Origin of the sequence: Limnospira sp. PMC 1279.21, assembly GCF_032349615.1 — a bacterium.
GTDB lineage: Bacteria > Cyanobacteriota > Cyanobacteriia > Cyanobacteriales > Microcoleaceae > Limnospira > Limnospira fusiformis.
Genome location: NZ_JARPLU010000047.1, coordinates 1 through 17073, shown reverse-complemented (window position 1 = coordinate 17073; position 17073 = coordinate 1). Strand labels below are relative to the sequence as shown.

The window sequence follows — 17073 nt, the reverse complement described above, 5'->3', positions numbered from 1 at the left end:
CCTGAAGTTAATTAGACTTAGCACCAGTGAACCTGATAAACCCGCCCCCGAAACCAAGGGACTCCTGAAGTTAATTAGACTGGTCACCAACCTGGGGTGGTGTGGTTTGATTATATTATAGGTAGGACTAGCTTCTGGTGGATAGATTGAGGTGAAAAGATACGCTTCTGACTCTAATTGAGAAGGGTTTTGACAGTTTTTGAAGTGAAAAAAACGATCGCACCTAGAATTTCCTCACTTGGTCTTTTTCGCCTCCAACAGTTTTTTGAATACCAAAGTTACAAAGGACAAACTTCCCAAAACTACGGCGGCAGAATAGGATGCAGTAGTCTGATATTGAACGTGCATTTCCTCGACAAATAGGGGCAAAGTCTGAGTTTTGCCGATAATATTTCCCGAAACTACGGCCACCGCGCCAAACTCTCCCATAGACCTGGCATTAGTGAGAAGAATGCCATATAATAAACTCCAGCGAATAGAAGGTAAAGTCACCCGCCAGAAGGTTTGCCAATCATTGGCTCCCATAGTTTTAGCGGCTTCTTCTTGTTCTGTGCCAATTTCTTCTAAGGCTGGGAGAACTTCCCGCGCGACAAAAGGCATACAGACAAAAGCGCTGGCTAAAACCATACCGGGGAAGGCAAATAATATTCTGATATTAGCAGACTGTAAGGCTGCACCAAACCAACCCTGTCGTCCGTAGAGTAATACTAGCATTAATCCGACTACTACGGGGGAAATGGAAAAGGGGAGGTCTATGATACTTAATAATAGTGTTCTTCCGGGGAATTGATGACGAGCGATCGCCAAAGCGGTCACAATTCCAAATATCACACTAACTGGTACTACAATAGCATCAATCATGAGGCTTAATTTGGCAGCGTGCAGAAATTCCGGTGAGGTCACAGCACGGGCAAAACCACTCCAGCCGTTTCTAAATGCACCGACAAAAATATTAGCAGCAGGTACAAATAAGACTAACCCGACAAACAGAATGACAGCGAGGACTAAAGCCACCTCAAAATTGCTCACCTGGGTTTGAGAGTTTTGGGCGGGTTGGATTAATTTTTTGGGATGCAAATATCCGATATTTTGGGGTTTCATATATCATCCTTATTAAAAAAATAGTTGCCCGCAAGTTTACGGTCTTTGGTTAATGCGATTACCCCAACTTTGCAGACAGTTGATGATTAATAAGGAGGCTAAAGAAACCAGTAACATAACGGTACCAATAACGGCAGCCCCGGCATAGTCAAACTGTTCGAGACGTTGGAAAATCAGCACGGGAGCAATCAAATCTTGAAAAGGGATATTACCAGCAATAATAACAATGGAACCATACTCTCCGACAGCGCGAGAAAATCCCAAAGCGACCCCGGTTAAAATAGCGGGAATTAAGGGAGGTAATATAACTCGGCGAAAGGTTTGCCAACGGGAAGCACCCATGCACCAAGCGACTTCTTCGAGTTCGGGTTCCAATTCCTGAAGCACGGGTTGGACAGTTCGCACGACAAAAGGAAGAGAAATAAACACCATAGCTAAACCGACCCCTAGACGGGTAAAAGCAATTTTAATACCCAGGGGAGCTAATAAACTTCCTATCCATCCATTTTCAGCGTATACGGTAGCAAGGGTGAGTCCCGCAACGGCTGTGGGTAGCGCAAAAGGTAAATCTATGGCACCATCAATTATTTCCTTTCCGGGGAAACGATAGCGCACTAAAACCCAGGCGACTGCGACTCCGGCTATACCATTAATAGAGGTGGCATAAATAGCCGTAAAAAATGTAACTCGGTAGGCAGATAAAGCGACGGGATGGGTAGTAATTCGCCATATTTCTGCCCAAGTAAGATTGGCGGTAAATGAAATTAGGGCAAGAATGGGCAGTAACAGCATGATGCTGAGATAACCACCTATTCCCCACCAATACCAGGGAATTTTTGGTAAAAACCGGGTGAATGATGATAGAGATATTGATAAGGTTGTGAGCATGATGGTTGCGCCAATTAAAGGAAGTTGGAAAACAATTAAAATGGCTGGGCAACCTGATTACAAGCTGTGAGAATTTGAACTAGCGACCGACTTGGGCTTGGATTTCATCGAACATAGCACCGTCAGCAAAAAATTGGTTTTGGACGGCATCCCATCCCCCCAAGTCTTCTACTGTAAATAGATTGGTGATAGGAATAAAGCGATCGCTAAATTCCGCCTCAATTGTGGGGTCTACGGGACGAAAACCAGCCTGAGCAAATGCCCTTTGGGCTTGGGGAGTATATAGAAACTGCACAAAGGCTTCCGCCACTTCGCGGGTTCCGCGTCTGTCTACAGTGGCATCAACAACAGCAATGGGATTATCAATGGAAATATTAGTCTGGGGGACTACATAGGGCAAAGTTTGACCTTTCTGTTGAGCCAGTAGCACTTCGTTTTCATAGTTAATTAAGGCATCCCCTTGTCCTTGTTGATAGAAAACTTCCGTAGCTTCCCGGGCATTTCTTGGTAATACGGGAACGTTTCTAAAAACCTGTTGCACAAAGTCGAGGGCTTGGGCTTCGGTTTGACCGGTTTCGGTTTTGGCTCCCCACAGGACAAGGAAATTCCAACGAGCCCCCCCAGAGGTTTTGGGGTTGGCGGTGATGGTTTGAATATCATCGCGGGCTAGGTCTTGCCAGTCTTGGATATTTTTGGGGTTCCCAGGGCGGGTAATAATGGCCGCGACGGAACGGTGGATGATCGCATTATTGGGCGCTTCATTTTCCCATCCCGGTTCAATTAGTCCTGCTTCCTGAATGGCTTGGGTATCCAGGGCTAAGGCGAGGGCTACGATATCAGCCTCTAAACCATCAATCACGGCCCTAGCTTGGGAACCGGAACCGCCATAGCTTTGGCGAATACGGACATCTTGACCATGTTGGGCTTTCCACTCCTCGGCGAATTGGGGAATGATTTGTTCGTAGGCGGCTTGGGTGACGGCGTAGGAGACTAGGGTCAGATCTACGGAATCTCGGGCTGTATCCCCTGTTGTGCCACAGGCAGCAATCACCCCACTGGCGCTAATTCCCACGATAAACAGGGAAAGGCGCTGTCGCCAAGGCTTGGAATTGAGATATCGGCTGGGGAAGTTGGCTTTCATGGCTACATCTTTTTTAAATCTGAGGTTCCCAGATGGGAGTCTGATTGGGCTTTGATTGCAATCGTAGCACATTTTAATTATATGTCAAGTGTAACTGAAATATAAATGTTTTGCGATACGCTTGCAAAATAAATACAGGTGGTGTATTATAAAAGTGGAGAACAATTAAGTGGCAATGGCCAAGCCAGCAGAACCAGGGGCAATCCAGGAGATTGCGGAGGAACTAAGTCAAAACAACTATCTGTTTCGGGGTTTGGATGTGGCTGAACTGTCGGAGGTACTCTCCACGGGAGAAGTCACACCCCAAAAGCTGTACTCGGGTCGTTCGGTGTATACGGCCTTCCGTCCTGATACGTCGATCGCATCTCTTTATGTGGTCAGCAGTGGTGGTCCGGTAATCCTGCGGAGTTCACCTTTAGACCGAATCATTGCTATCACCTATCCGGGTAGTTGTTTTGGAATGCGAAATCTGGCTTTAGGCTATGGGCGAGTGTCGCGGTCTTTTCCGAGTTTGGTGGAGGCTTACAAAACCACTGATGCGATCGAGATTGACCTAGACATTATTAAAACCCTCCACGCTGAGAATGAGATATTCCGCGATCGCTACGATTATTTATTTGAACTGCGGGAAAAATTCCAATATCACCTACTTAACTGTAGTACCCATCCCCCCCAAGCGGTGGCTGCATTATTAAGGGGACTCATCTACCAAGAGCGATCGCTTTTGAATCAACCCCAAGCCGATGATATTTATGTTTTTGACCTACCCATTGATATCATCGCTCACGCCGCCCAACTTAACCACCGCACCGTTGAACAGGTCTTAAAAGGAATGCGTAAACAAGGGCTTTTACTACCCCCTCAAAATGACGATTCCTCTAACGACACCATCCGGGTTTGTGACCCCGAAGGACTCAAAGAAATCTACAGCGCCACCCGTGACAAGGTATCTTGGTGGCCTCTGCGTTAAGGTCAAATTATCAACTGTCAATTATTAACGGAATTTTAGCCATGACTATTCAAGTAGAAAACCTGGTAAAATGCTTTGGCAATTTTGTAGCTTTAGACAACATCAATTTAACAGTTAAAACCGGGTCGCTGGTGGCTCTATTGGGGCCGTCTGGTTCCGGTAAATCGACTTTACTTAGAGCGATCGCTGGATTGGAAAAGCCAGACTATGGGAGGATTTATTTAGAAAATGGTGATGTAACTAATGCCCAGGTTCAAGATAGACAAGTGGGGTTTGTGTTTCAACATTATGCCCTATTTAAACACATGACCGTGCGCCAAAATATCGCTTTTCCGATGGAAATTGCCCGCCGTCCTAAGTCTTATATTCGCCAGCGAGTTGCCCAATTATTAGATTTAATTAAATTAGAAGGATTAGGCGATCGCTATCCCGTGCAACTATCCGGCGGACAGCGCCAGCGCATAGCCCTCGCCCGCGCTTTAGCAGTCGAACCCAAAGTGTTATTATTAGATGAACCCTTTGGCGCTTTAGATGCCAATGTGCGGCAAGATTTAAGGTCTTGGTTGCGCCGCCTCCATGATGAAGTTCATGTCACCACCTTAATTGTCACCCATGACCGCGAAGAAGCCATGGAAATTGCCGACGAAATTGTAGTCATGAATAAGGGTATGATTGAACAGGTCGGCACTCCCCAAGAGATTTACGATCGCCCTTCAACTCCCTTTGTCATGGGTTTCATTGGTCCCGTTAATATGCTCCCGGAAAACAGCCTTAATAGTCCTTCTCCTGTGTTTATCCGCCCTCACGATATCCGCATTAGTAATATAGCTAATCATAAAACTATCCCCGCAGTAATTCAACGGATAGTCTATAAAGGATGGGATGTACAGGTAGCCTTATCTTTAAGGGATGGCACTCAGATTAATGCTCAATTAACCCGGGATGAATGGGATATTCTAGGTGTGGATATCCAGAAAAAAGTCTACATTTTCTCAGATAAAGTTGTTGCCTTTGATGAAGCACTTCAAGCTGTTAGTTAGTCGTCAATCAACTCATCATTCTCAGGAGATAAAAAGCCCGGTCTTAAATTCTTCTCGAGTCCGGGATCATCTCGCCAATGAGCGCACCTATCTAGCTTGGGTGCGAACCTCTCTAGGATTAGTCGGCATTGGACTTCTGATAGCTCGTCTATGTTATCTTATCCCAGATATTTCTGCTAAAAATAATCAGATTTTGTTCCTAAGTTTAGGGTCCTTATGTTTAGGAATATTAACTATCGTGATGTCTACACATCAATACTTTTTAGTACGACAAAAAATTGATGGTCAAACCTATGAACCAACCGGAGGGTGGATTGTGGTTTTCAGCTCCGCTTTATTGGTACTAGCGATAATCCTAGTTTATGGAATCTTAAATATCACTGATATTTAGGATGAATCTCAATAGCCCAGAATTATTTTCATTATCTCTTGATAGACCATCAACATGAGCGATTTAACACACCGAATTAGCCAACAAGAAATCAGCCAAATTCCACAAAATGCTGCTAGTAGGTCTTTTAATCGGCGAGATTTTCTACCTGAAGAAAGTCAGTTTTTTTGGTTAATTAAAAAAGGAGTTGTCCGAAGTATAGCTTATACAGAAGACAATACAGTTGTCTGCACCGGAATTTGGTTAGTTGATGATATTGTGGGTAAACCTTTATCGCGAACTTCACCCTATATTATAGAAGCATTAACCCCAGTTAAAGTGATAGCAATTCCCACAAGTTCTTGGCAACCTTCCTCTGAATTAATTTTCAACTACTGGCAAAATACCGAGACGTTACTGATGGCTCGTGCCAATCACAGCGCTTGGTTTATTTTGCTGAATGTTCTCAACTGGTTATCTCAGCGTTTTGGTAATCGTACCAGTGAGGGATATTTAATTGATGTGAGGTTGACACATCAAGATTTAGCCGAATTATGCGGATTGACTCGAGTCACAATTACTCGTTTACTCAAACAATTTGAATCGGAAGGATTAATTTATAGAAATTCTAGTAGAATTATCCTCAACGATGAGTACAGCACTTGGTACTATCAAATTTGATGGGTATAACCTCAAGTTGGGTTGAAGATTTGATCTAAGCACTGTATTTCAAGAAGAAGAGTTTTTGATACTACCTCCCCTCCCAATTCTCGGAGAGGGAGATTTTTTCCTGAGCAGAAGTTGACTCCCCTCGGCAGCGAGTAGCTGAAACCCTTTGATAGCAAAGAATCTAGTAGTTACACAAGCGATCGCTCGCAAAATTTAAAAAAATTCAAAAATGTATTGCAAATGTTTTGAAATTCATGTATATTAGATTTACAGATTGACAAGCAAGTTGTCGCCCTATTAGACCGGGCACAACATCAGTCCCGAAATATATAACTAGGAGTATTGAATATGGTGAAATGGTTTTTAGATAACAGTCTCGCCATCGGTAGGACTCCCCTAGTCCGTTTAAATCGCGTAGTTGGTGATAGTAGCGCGACTGTTCTGGCTAAAATTGAAGGTCGTAATCCAGCCTATTCGGTTAAATGCCGTATTGGTGCGGCGATGATTTGGGATGCAGAACAACGAGGCTTATTAGGATCCGGTAAAGAAATAGTTGAACCCACCAGTGGTAATACAGGAATTGCCTTAGCCTTTGTCGCTGCTGCCAAAGGCATTCCCCTCACCTTAACCATGCCTGAAACGATGAGTTTGGAACGACGGAAATTGCTGCGGGCTTATGGAGCAAATCTAATTTTAACCGAAGGCTCAAAAGGCATGGTGGGCGCAGTAGCAAAAGCTGAGGAAATTGCAGCTTCTAATCCCGATCGCTATGTTTTATTGCAACAGTTTCGTAACCCAGCAAATCCCCGGATCCATGAGCAGACCACTGGGCCAGAAATCTGGGAAGAAACCGAAGGAGCGATCGATATTCTGGTTTCAGGAGTGGGTACAGGCGGAACAATTACCGGAGTATCCCGATATATTAAACACACTCAAGGTAAAGCCATATTATCAGTGGCAGTAGAACCGGAAGCCAGCCCAGTTATATCCCAAACCATTGCCGGAGATCCAGTAAAATCAGGCCCCCATAAAATCCAGGGCATTGGTGCAGGCTTTGTCCCAGAAGTGCTGGATTTATCAATAGTTGATGCCGTAGAAACTGTCACCAATGAAGAAGCAATTTTCTACGCTCAACGGTTAGCTAAAGAAGAAGGAATTTTATCAGGTATTTCCTGCGGAGGAGCGACAGCAGTGGCAGTCAGACTAGCCCATAGACCAGAGAATCAGGACAAAACTATTGTGGTTATTTTGCCAGACTCTGGTGAACGTTATCTCAGTTCTATTCTTTTCCAAGGAGTATTTAACGAGCAAGGTTTAGCTGTTTAATTTTGCCTTAAATTTCCTAATATTTGCCCCGGTATTAGCTGACAATAAACCATGACCAATGATAGCTATATTTCCCTAACTTATAGCCCCGTTAGCAAACATGGGATATTGAGTCAGTGATTACAGCTTTATCCCAGCCTCGCAAGCAGGCTTTTAGGAGTTGTTCACAAGAGCGAAATTATGTTCCCTTGCCATCCCGTAAAATCTTATTTAAGATGGTGGATAAACTCAGGGGGGCTTTATTTCCTTTCCACTTTGGCAATCCCGATCTCCGAGAAACTTCTACCCATTATTTTATAGGTCATACCCTTAATGAATCTCTGCAATTACTCGAACATCAAATCCAACGAGAGCAGTCGTTGATTGCTTCAGAAAATCAGGTAGAAGAATCTAAAATTCGGGAAAAAGCTAGGTCAATAGTGCAGGCTTTTGCCGAACAACTACCTGAAATAAAAAACCTGCTAGAAAGTGATGTTTGTGCCGCTTATGATGGCGATCCATCCGCCAAGAATTTAGACGAGGTGCTGTTTTGCTATCCGGGAATTACGGCAATTACCTATCATCGAATTGCTCATGCACTGTATCGTATTGACTCACCTTTATTAGCTAGAATTATTGCGGAAATTGGTCATTCAGAAACGGGAATAGATATTCATCCTGGGGCTACTATTGGCAATAGTTTCTTTATCGATCACGGTACAGGAGTAGTAATTGGTGAAACCACTGTAATTGGCGATCGCGTCAGGATTTATCAAGCCGTTACTTTAGGGGCAAAAAGTTTTCCTCGCGACGAATCTGGCAGTTTAATTAAAGGCAATCCCCGTCATCCAATTATCGAAGACGATGTAGTGATTTATTCCGGGGCAACAATTCTCGGCCGAGTCACTATAGGTCAAGGATCAACCATAGGCGGCAATGTTTGGCTAACCCGTAGTGTACCAGCCGGAGCTTTTGTCTCCCAAGCTCAAGTACGGGAGGAAATTTTTGATGCAGGGGCAGGCATTTAACTTGCCTCTCTAATTCCCAGCCAGATCATATAGCTATAAAGAGGGAATAAGATATCCCCGCCTATCAACCCGCTGATAAATCACTGCAGACAGTAGAAACCCAGTTTATGGAAAATAAGCGACAGTGATTTTAGCGATAGATTTTAACCTCATTCCTTGAATAAATCGGAGTTACAATCGATGACTAGCACCAATAACCCTGAACTGCAATTAGCCGTTAATGATGTTGCAGCGCGTCAGTTGGCTAATGCCACAAAAACCGTTCCTCAATTAGACACAATTAGTCCCCGTTGGTTTGTGCGTCTGCTGCACTGGACACCTGTTGAAGCCGGGATATATCGTCTCAACAAAGTCAAAAATCCTTCTCAAGTCGAAGTGGCTTGCTCAGAACGAGATGAGCGAGAATTACCTGAAACCTTTGTGGATTATCAAGAACAGCCGCGAGAATATTTTCTCAGCGCTGTTAATACGGTTATCGATGTTCACACTCGTGTTTCTGACCTTTATAGCAGTCCCCACGATCAGATCCATGAACAGTTGCGCTTGACGATTGAAATTTTGAAAGAACGTCAAGAAAGTGAACTGATTAATAATCCTGAATACGGGTTGCTCAATAACATTGTTGACAGTCAAAAAGTACAGCCCCGAGGTCTGGCTCCTACTCCAGATGATCTTGATGAGTTATTGGCGAAAGTTTGGAAAGAACCCGCCTTTTTCCTGGCTCATCCTAAAGCGATCGCTGCCTTTGGTCGCGAAGCCACCCGCCGTGGCGTTCCCCCTGCTACCGTTTCTTTATTTGGTTCTCAATTCATCACCTGGCGCGGAGTGCCCTTAATTCCTTCCGATAAACTCGCGGTGAATAATGAGGGCAAAACCAATATTTTACTGCTGCGGGTCGGCGACAGTCGTCAAGGGGTAGTTGGCTTGTATCAACCGAATTTACCCGGTCAACAGGGACCCGGACTTTCCGTGCGCTTTATGGGAATTAGCCGCAAAGCGATCGCCTCTTATCTCGTCTCCCTGTACTGCTCTTTAGCCGTCCTGACCGACGATGCGGCTGCCGTTCTTCAGAACGTTGATGTCAACCAGTATCACACCTACTAATGACTACCCCCAAACTTTACCCGGAAAATTCCCTGACAGAAGGGCAGGCGAAACCCAACCCTAGTCCCTCTGTCACTGATTTGGGGGGAGATGGCATCAACCCCTTATTTAAAGCGGACACCTTCGATCAACTGGCGAATGCTTTTATTCAAGAAGTGAAGCGCAGCGGCATTGATGTGCCATTGCCCGACTCCCTAAATATCCCTCAATCGGTTCAGGATATTAGTAGTCCGGTCTCCAATATTAAGCAAAATTTGCTTGATGGGAAATCACTGCCAGTATCCACACCTCACTTATCTGTTGGGGAGCCGCAATTCTATTTTAGCGATCCCGGTGTCGATCGCCCCGACTCCCCCCATTCCGTAGCGGAAGTAGGAGCCGGTGCATCCCATATTCCCAAAGAAATTCCCCAGGCGATCGCAACTCCCGCAACTCCTACAGTTCCGAATCTATCCTTAGCATCGGTTCCCACACCATCTATCCCAACTGTCACCCCCAACTTCTATTTTTTAGAACATTTAAGTCAAGGGGTAGAAAGACAAAAACCAGATCAGAGCATCCCTAAAACTGTTGAGGATTATTCCCCACAGAATTACAGGCAAAATTCACCGATTGACCCATTTTTTGTGCCTCTGGCGGCGGTGACAAAACATGATATTTTCGATGTCGAAACTATCCGCCGTGATTTTCCCATTTTGCAAGAGAAAGTCAACGGTAAACCCCTGATCTGGTTTGATAATGCGGCAACCACTCAAAAACCTCAAGCCGTCATCGATCGCCTAGTTCATTATTACTCCCATGAAAACTCCAACGTTCACCGCGCCGCCCATGAATTAGCAGCCCGGTCAACAGATGCCTACGAAGCCGCCAGAGAGACAGTTCGTCATTTTATCAATGCCTCCTCCGTCAACGAAATCATCTTTGTACGAGGAACCACAGAAGCCATAAACTTGGTGGCGAAAAGTTGGGGAGAACAAAACATCAAAGCCGGGGATGAGATTGTTCTAAGTCATTTAGAACACCATGCTAATATTGTGCCTTGGCAACAGTTAGCAACTCGGACCGGAGCCAAGTTGCGTATTGCACCCGTAGACGATCGCGGACAAATTTTGTTGGAAGAGTATCAACAACTGCTCAATCCTCGCACAAAATTGGTAGCTTTTTCCCAAGTTTCTAATGCTTTGGGAACCATTACACCGGCGGCAAAAATGATTGCTTTGGCTCACCAAGTTGGTGCCAAAGTGTTATTAGATGGCGCTCAGTCCGTCTCTCATATTCCTGTTGACGTGCAACAACTCGGTTGCGACTGGTTTGTTTTTTCCGGTCATAAAATCTTCGGACCCACTGGCATTGGGGTGGTTTATGGTCACGAAGACCTATTAAACGCCAGTCCCCCCTGGCAGGGTGGCGGCAACATGATTGTTGATGTCACTTTCGAGCGCACTGTTTATCAAAATAGTCCAGCCCGATTTGAAGCGGGGACGGGGAATATTGCTGATGCAGTGGGATTAGCTACAGCCCTTGATTATGTTCAACAGATTGGTTTACCAAATATTGCCCGTTATGAGCATGAATTGCTCGAATATGCGACCACGGGTTTAAATACTATTCCTGGTCTGCATTTAATTGGTACTGCCCCAGAAAAAGCTGCTGTCCTTTCCTTTGTTTTGGATGGGTTCTCAGCCGAAGTTGTAGGACAAGCACTCAACCAAGAAGGCATCGCTGTGCGTGCGGGTCATCATTGCGCCCAACCAATTTTGCGACGGTTTGGTTTAGAGGCAACTGTGCGTCCGTCCTTGGCTTTTTATAATACTAAATCCGAGGTAGATGCTCTGGTTCATACTTTGGAACGAATCCGACAAAAACAATTAGGCTAATTAGCAAAGAGCCCAGGTTTCTTCATTAGTCACTTTTTTTGATAGAAACCTGGTTTTTATGCTGGTTTTGGAAAATTAAATCAGAAAATAATTTGCTTTAAACAGGGGGGTCAGGATGATTTCAGATGCTTCTCTTACCGTGGCTATTGTCGGCGCGGGATTTAGTGGGACAATGGTGGCTGTTCACCTGTTAAAAAATGCTCAAAGACCCCTGAAAATAAAGCTCATAGATTGTAACGATATTGGCAAAGGAGTTGCTTATCGCACCACAAGCAATAGCCATTTCCTCAATGTTCCGGCATCCACAATGAGTGCTTTTCCTGATGACTCCAGTCATCTCCTCCGTTGGCTCAAGTTTAATTATCATACCCTAAAAAATTGGCTGCCAACTCCACCCAATCCGAGTCTTTTTATTCCGCGTAGAGTTTATGGAATATATATTCAGTCGGTTTTACAAGAAGCTGAATCCACTGCCTCAAGTTATGTCAACCTCGAACGTATTATTGATGAAGTTGTTGGGATAAATCCTCAAAATAATGGAGCAATTGTTTGCCTCAAAAATCAAGATAATTTTGCCGCTGATAAAATAGTTTTAGCTCTCGGTAATGGAGCCACTCCTCCTCCTCTTTCTTTAGGTAAGTTACAGGGTAATTCCAATATTCACCCATCCTATATACGCAATGCTTGGTCAAAGGATGCGTTAACTGGGCTAGAGGTGGATGATTCTGTATTATTGATTGGTACAGGATTAACAATGGTGGATATGGTGATGTCTCTATGCGATCGCCATCACCAAGGTAAAATTTATGCTGTTTCCCGTCATGGTTTATTGCCTTTGTCTCATCAGCCTAGCCAACCCTACCCGAATTTTTTAACTAAAAATACCGCGCCCAAAACGATTAGGGGTTTATTAAAGTCTATTCGTGCGGAGATTAAAACAGCCACGGAATTGGGTTATAATTGGCAGTCTGTCATTGATTCGCTTCGTCCGGTGACTCAAGAATTGTGGCAAGAATTATCAGCCGTTGAACAAAAAAGATTTCTGCGTCATGTCAACCGTTACTGGGATATTCATCGCCATCGTTTGGCTTCAGAAATTGGCGAAATTATGGAAAGTTTAATTATTGCTAAAAAACTCATTATTAAATTTGGAAGAATTGGCAATTATACACAAACAGATAGTGGAATATTGGTAGATATTTATAAAGGCAATTTTCATGTAAGCATACAAGTTAAAAAGTTGATTAATTGCACGGGAATACAAGTAGATTATCGAAACTCAAAACAGTCTTTAATTGCTGATTTAAGAAACCAAGGATTAATCTGTCCTAACCCTTTGGGTTTGGGACTATATACTTTACCTAATGGGGTGATATTAGATGCCCAAGGTCAAGGTTCTAGTTTACTTTATACCCTTGGACCTCCCCGGAAAGGTGATCTATGGGAAACTACAGCTATCAAAGAAATCCGGGAACAAGCCCAATTATTAGCAACAACTATATTAAATGATCTACCTTTATGGGTGCGTCCTGTAGCGCCTTTATCTACATCTAATCATAACCATAGCAGTGAATTAAATTTATTATTTCGTCAGTTATTTGATCAACAGTCAAGCACTTATACTTATTTAATTGCTGATCTGGAGACTAAACAAGCAGTTTTAGTAGATACAGTGTTGGCAAAAATAGACCGTGATTTACAATTAATAAATGATTGGAGATTGAATCTTTGTTACTGTTTAGAAACTCATCTGCATGCTGACCATATTACTGGTGCTGGTCAATTGAGAAAGCTAACAGGTTGTCAAGTTTTAGTTCCTAAAAATGACCGAATTAAAGGTGCAGATGGACAGTTAGATGATGGTGATATTGTCAATTTGGGAAGTGTAAATATTCAGGCGATCGCTACTCCTGGTCATACTAATAGTCATCTAGCTTATTTAATTAACCATCGTTATTTGTTAACGGGAGATGCCTTATTGATTCGTGGTTGTGGACGCACTGACCTACAATCAGGAGATGCCGGAACTCTTTATGATACTGTGACACGAAAGTTATTTACCCTATCGGATGATATTTTGGTTTATCCTGCCCATGATTATAAGGGTCGCACGGTTTCTACCATTGGCGAAGAAAAAATGTGCAATCCTCGATTAAGTCAACGCAGTAGAGAAGAATTTATTACCTTAATGGAACACCTTGATCTAAGTTATCCGAGTCAAATGGCAGAGGCGATCGCTGCCAACGAATGGTGTGGCGATCGACCTTAAAATCACTCGATTATATCGCTAGATCACCTATCTATAATCATAGCAAATACTGGCATATTGCCGCAAATTTAATCAAGAGCAATACAACTTCAAAAGCGATCGCCTTTCTGGGTCCCTATCCCAGAGGGGAGACCGCTGTAGTGAGGGAGGACAGCGTTGTGAGTAGGGAATTTATAGTTCGTTATTTAAATTAAACTTAACCGACAATTAACCCCCAAATGATAAAAAATTGAGCAGCCACTCAACAACCGAGGTCAAGCACCCTTGATAAATCAGCCCCAGGTATCTGAACAATCCCAAAGTAGTGAAAGTTACCAAAATCAGAAAAAAATCAATACCTCTAGGCTAATGGAGTGAATGGGAACTATAATAGTAACATATACTCACCAACCAACCAGAGCAAAACTCCCATCAACAGAGAGGCATGGTTTATGCAAGCCACCAGATCAAGAACCACCGATCCAGCCCATGACGTTTTACGCTACGACCACCAACCCCTCAAAGCCATATTTTCACCCCAAACAGTAGCCGTCATAGGTGCCACCGAAAAACCCAACAGTGTAGGGCGAACCTTGCTGTGGAACCTAATTCGTAACCCCTTTGGTGGTACAGTATTTCCTATCAACCCCAAACGTAGCAATGTTTTAGGTATCAAAGCCTATCCCAGTATAGGGGAAGTCCCAGAGACAGTAGATTTAGCAATTATTATCACCCCTGCGCCCACAGTCCCCGATATAGTGCGGCAATGCGTGGAAGCCGGAGTCAAAGGCGCAATCATTCTCTCGGCTGGGTTTAAAGAAATCGGACCCAAGGGGGTCGAATTAGAACAACAAATCCTGGAATATGCCCGCCAAAGCACGATGCGGATTATTGGTCCTAACTGTTTAGGACTAATGAACCCCCTCACCGGACTAAATGCCACTTTTGCCAGTGCCATGGCTATTCGCGGTAGTGTAGGCTTTATCAGTCAAAGTGGGGCCTTGTGTACCTCCATTTTAGACTGGAGTTTTCAGGAAAATGTCGGCTTTAGTGCTTTCGTCTCCATCGGATCAATGTTAGATGTGGGATGGGGAGATCTAATTTACTACCTGGGTAATGACCCGAACACCAAAAGCATTGTCATCTATATGGAGTCCATAGGAGATGCACGGTCATTCCTATCAGCAGCGCGGGAAGTAGCCCTAACTAAACCCATTATTGTCATTAAAGCCGGACGCACAGAAGCCGCAGCCAAAGCCGCAGCCTCCCATACGGGGGCCTTGGCGGGGAGTGATGATGTCCTTGATGCAGCTTTTCGGCGCTGTGGAGTTTTGCGGGTCTATCATATCGCCCATTTATTCTCTCTGTCGGAATTGCTGGGAAAACAACCACGCCCTAAAGGTCCCCGCCTAACTATTTTAACTAATGCAGGGGGACCGGGAGTGCTAACCACGGATACTTTACTGATTGAAGGGGGAACCCTAGCACAACTATCCTCTGAAACTACTAAGGCCCTTAACCAGGTTTTACCGCCCCAATGGAGTCACAGCAACCCGATTGATATTCTGGGGGATGCAGACCCGGAACGTTACGCGAAAGCCTTTGAAATAGCGGTGAAAGACCCTAGTGGGGATGGGTTGTTAGTGATTTTGACTCCCCAAGCTATGACTGACCCCACTCAAACGGCGGAACAGTTGAAGTTTTTGGCAATGCAGGATCACAAAAAACCGATTTTGGCTAGTTGGATGGGTGGCGCAGAAGTGGCAGCAGGGGCTAAGATTCTTAATCAAGCCAATATCGCCACTTTCTCTTATCCTGATACGGCGGTGCGGATGTTTAACTATATGTGGCGCTATACCTACAATTTGCGTGGCTTGTATGAAACACCGACTTTCGCAGCTTCTGAGGATAATTTATCGACACTGGAAACGGCTAAACATCTGATTGATAAGGTCCTTAGCCAAGGACGAAGTTTGCTAACTGAGTTTGAGTCTAAGGAACTTCTAGCACTTTATGGCATCCCGGTGGTTGATACTCGCATGGCTTCAAGGGTTGAGGAGGCTTTGGCGGCGGCGGAAGCTATTGGCTATCCGGTAGCCCTCAAATTGTTGTCGGAAACTATTACCCACAAAACTGATGTGGGTGGGGTTAAACTTAATTTGACTAGCGCTGAAGAAGTACAGGCGGCTTATGAGGCGATCGCTTCTTCGGTAGCGGAAAAGGTCGGACCTGAACATTTCCAAGGTGTCACGGTTCAGGAAATGCTTAAATTAGATGGCTATGAATTAATTATCGGCAGTAGCCTTGACCCTCAATTCGGACCAGTGTTGCTATTTGGTACGGGTGGGCAACTGGTGGAAGTATTTAAAGACCGTATCCTGGCTTTACCGCCCCTTAACACCACTTTGGCGCGGCGGATGATGGAACAGACCAAAATCTATAAAGCCCTGTTAGGAGTGCGGGGAAGGCCTCCTGTCGATATGGATGCCCTTGAACAGCTTATGGTCAGGTTTTCCCATATAGTGGTCGAACAACCCTGGATTAAGGAAATTGATATTAACCCTCTGGTGGCTTCGGAAGACCGACTGGTGGCCCTCGATGCGCGGGTGGTACTTCATGACCCAGACACCCCAGAAGACCAATTATCTAAGCCGGCTATCCGACCCTATCCTCAGCAATATGTCACCTATTGGGTTTCTCAGAAGGAAATCCCTATTACTATCCGTCCTATCCGTCCTGAAGATGAACCCATGGCGGTTAAATTCCATGAAAGTCTTTCGGAGGAAAGCGTTTATTTGCGCTATGCTCATCTGATCAAACTTAGTTCCCGGACAGGTCATGAACCTATGTCCCGACTCTGTTTTATCGATTACGATCGCGAAATGGCTCTGGTAGCAGAATACACCAATCCCGAAACCCACGAACGACAAATCATCGGCTTGGGACGACTTAGCAAGGTGTATGGTAGCAATGAGGCGGAATTTTCCCTATTGGTGGCTGATTCTTTCCAACGTCAAGGGGTAGGGACGCAGTTGCTTGAACAACTCCTATATATTGGTCGCCAGGAAAAACTCACTTCCATTATGGCAGAAATCCTCACTGATAACCGGGTGATGCAGCATATCTGCGAAAAAATCGGATTTACCCTTAACCGGGTAATTGGGGAACCCATGGTCAGGGCGGAAATTCAACTTTCCGATTAGCATTTGTTTGTTATTGTTTCTTTAGTGCTGGGGTAGCGATCGCGATCGCTACCCCTACCATTGTACAGGGGGGAGTTCACGTAAACCTCTTGGGAGCGTGGAAGCCCCGTGTCTTTAGACCGGGGAGGA

The 17073-nt window shown here is 44.6% G+C and carries 13 protein-coding genes; 10 read left to right on the top strand and 3 right to left on the bottom strand.

The genetic code is table 11. The annotated features are described in order from the left end of the window. Positions 1 to 234: 234 nt before the first annotated feature. The 3 genes from cysW to P5683_RS09585 form a co-directional block, all read right to left on the bottom strand. The gene (gene cysW, locus P5683_RS09595) at positions 235 to 1101 is read right to left on the bottom strand and encodes a sulfate ABC transporter permease subunit CysW (RefSeq protein WP_315639656.1); all 867 of its coding nucleotides are present in this window, start codon (positions 1099 to 1101) and stop codon (positions 235 to 237) included. A 36-nt stretch (positions 1102 to 1137) separates the two neighbouring features. Beyond that, complete coding sequence (gene cysT / locus P5683_RS09590) at positions 1138 to 1989, bottom strand: sulfate ABC transporter permease subunit CysT (RefSeq protein ID WP_006625595.1); 852 nt, start codon at positions 1987 to 1989, stop codon at positions 1138 to 1140. Between the two features lie 79 nt (positions 1990 to 2068). Continuing rightward, positions 2069 to 3130, bottom strand: a complete 1062-nt coding sequence (locus tag P5683_RS09585) for a sulfate ABC transporter substrate-binding protein (RefSeq protein ID WP_315639655.1) — start codon at positions 3128 to 3130, stop codon at positions 2069 to 2071. A 175-nt stretch (positions 3131 to 3305) separates the two neighbouring features. Here P5683_RS09585 and P5683_RS09580 point away from each other — a divergent pair, with 175 nt between their 5' ends. From P5683_RS09580 to P5683_RS09535, 10 genes are all read left to right on the top strand, one after another. Then, positions 3306 to 4100 (top strand): Crp/Fnr family transcriptional regulator, encoded by a 795-nt coding sequence (locus P5683_RS09580; RefSeq protein ID WP_006625597.1) that lies wholly within the window; start codon positions 3306 to 3308, stop codon positions 4098 to 4100. 41 nt (positions 4101 to 4141) lie between these two features. Further along, a complete protein-coding gene (locus P5683_RS09575) occupies positions 4142 to 5140 on the top strand; it encodes a sulfate/molybdate ABC transporter ATP-binding protein (RefSeq protein ID WP_006619898.1) in 999 nt (332 codons plus the stop codon). Then, complete coding sequence (locus P5683_RS09570; RefSeq protein ID WP_006670578.1) at positions 5115 to 5531, top strand: YidH family protein; 417 nt, start codon at positions 5115 to 5117, stop codon at positions 5529 to 5531. Before P5683_RS09575 ends, P5683_RS09570 begins: the two co-directional genes overlap by 26 nt. A gap of 54 nt (positions 5532 to 5585) precedes the next feature. Continuing rightward, entirely contained in the window at positions 5586 to 6191 is a 606-nt protein-coding gene (locus P5683_RS09565; protein WP_006625600.1) for a Crp/Fnr family transcriptional regulator, read from the top strand. 336 nt (positions 6192 to 6527) lie between these two features. After that, on the top strand, positions 6528 to 7505 hold the full coding sequence (gene cysK / locus P5683_RS09560) for a cysteine synthase A (RefSeq protein ID WP_006670577.1): 978 nt from the start codon (positions 6528 to 6530) through the stop codon (positions 7503 to 7505). 116 nt (positions 7506 to 7621) lie between these two features. Continuing rightward, the gene (gene epsC / locus P5683_RS09555) at positions 7622 to 8512 is read left to right on the top strand and encodes a serine O-acetyltransferase EpsC (RefSeq protein ID WP_006625602.1); all 891 of its coding nucleotides are present in this window, start codon (positions 7622 to 7624) and stop codon (positions 8510 to 8512) included. A gap of 180 nt (positions 8513 to 8692) precedes the next feature. After that, entirely contained in the window at positions 8693 to 9616 is a 924-nt protein-coding gene (locus P5683_RS09550; RefSeq protein ID WP_006670576.1) for a family 2A encapsulin nanocompartment shell protein, read from the top strand. Beyond that, positions 9616 to 11493: a family 2A encapsulin nanocompartment cargo protein cysteine desulfurase gene (locus P5683_RS09545; protein ID WP_315645836.1), complete on the top strand. Its 1878-nt coding sequence runs from the start codon at positions 9616 to 9618 to the stop codon at positions 11491 to 11493. Before P5683_RS09550 ends, P5683_RS09545 begins: the two co-directional genes overlap by 1 nt. A 115-nt stretch (positions 11494 to 11608) precedes the next feature. Further along, positions 11609 to 13762 (top strand): FAD/NAD(P)-binding protein, encoded by a 2154-nt coding sequence (locus P5683_RS09540; RefSeq protein ID WP_315645835.1) that lies wholly within the window; start codon positions 11609 to 11611, stop codon positions 13760 to 13762. A 431-nt stretch (positions 13763 to 14193) separates the two neighbouring features. Then, the gene (locus P5683_RS09535; protein ID WP_006625607.1) at positions 14194 to 16944 is read left to right on the top strand and encodes a bifunctional acetate--CoA ligase family protein/GNAT family N-acetyltransferase; all 2751 of its coding nucleotides are present in this window, start codon (positions 14194 to 14196) and stop codon (positions 16942 to 16944) included. Positions 16945 to 17073 lie beyond the last annotated feature (129 nt).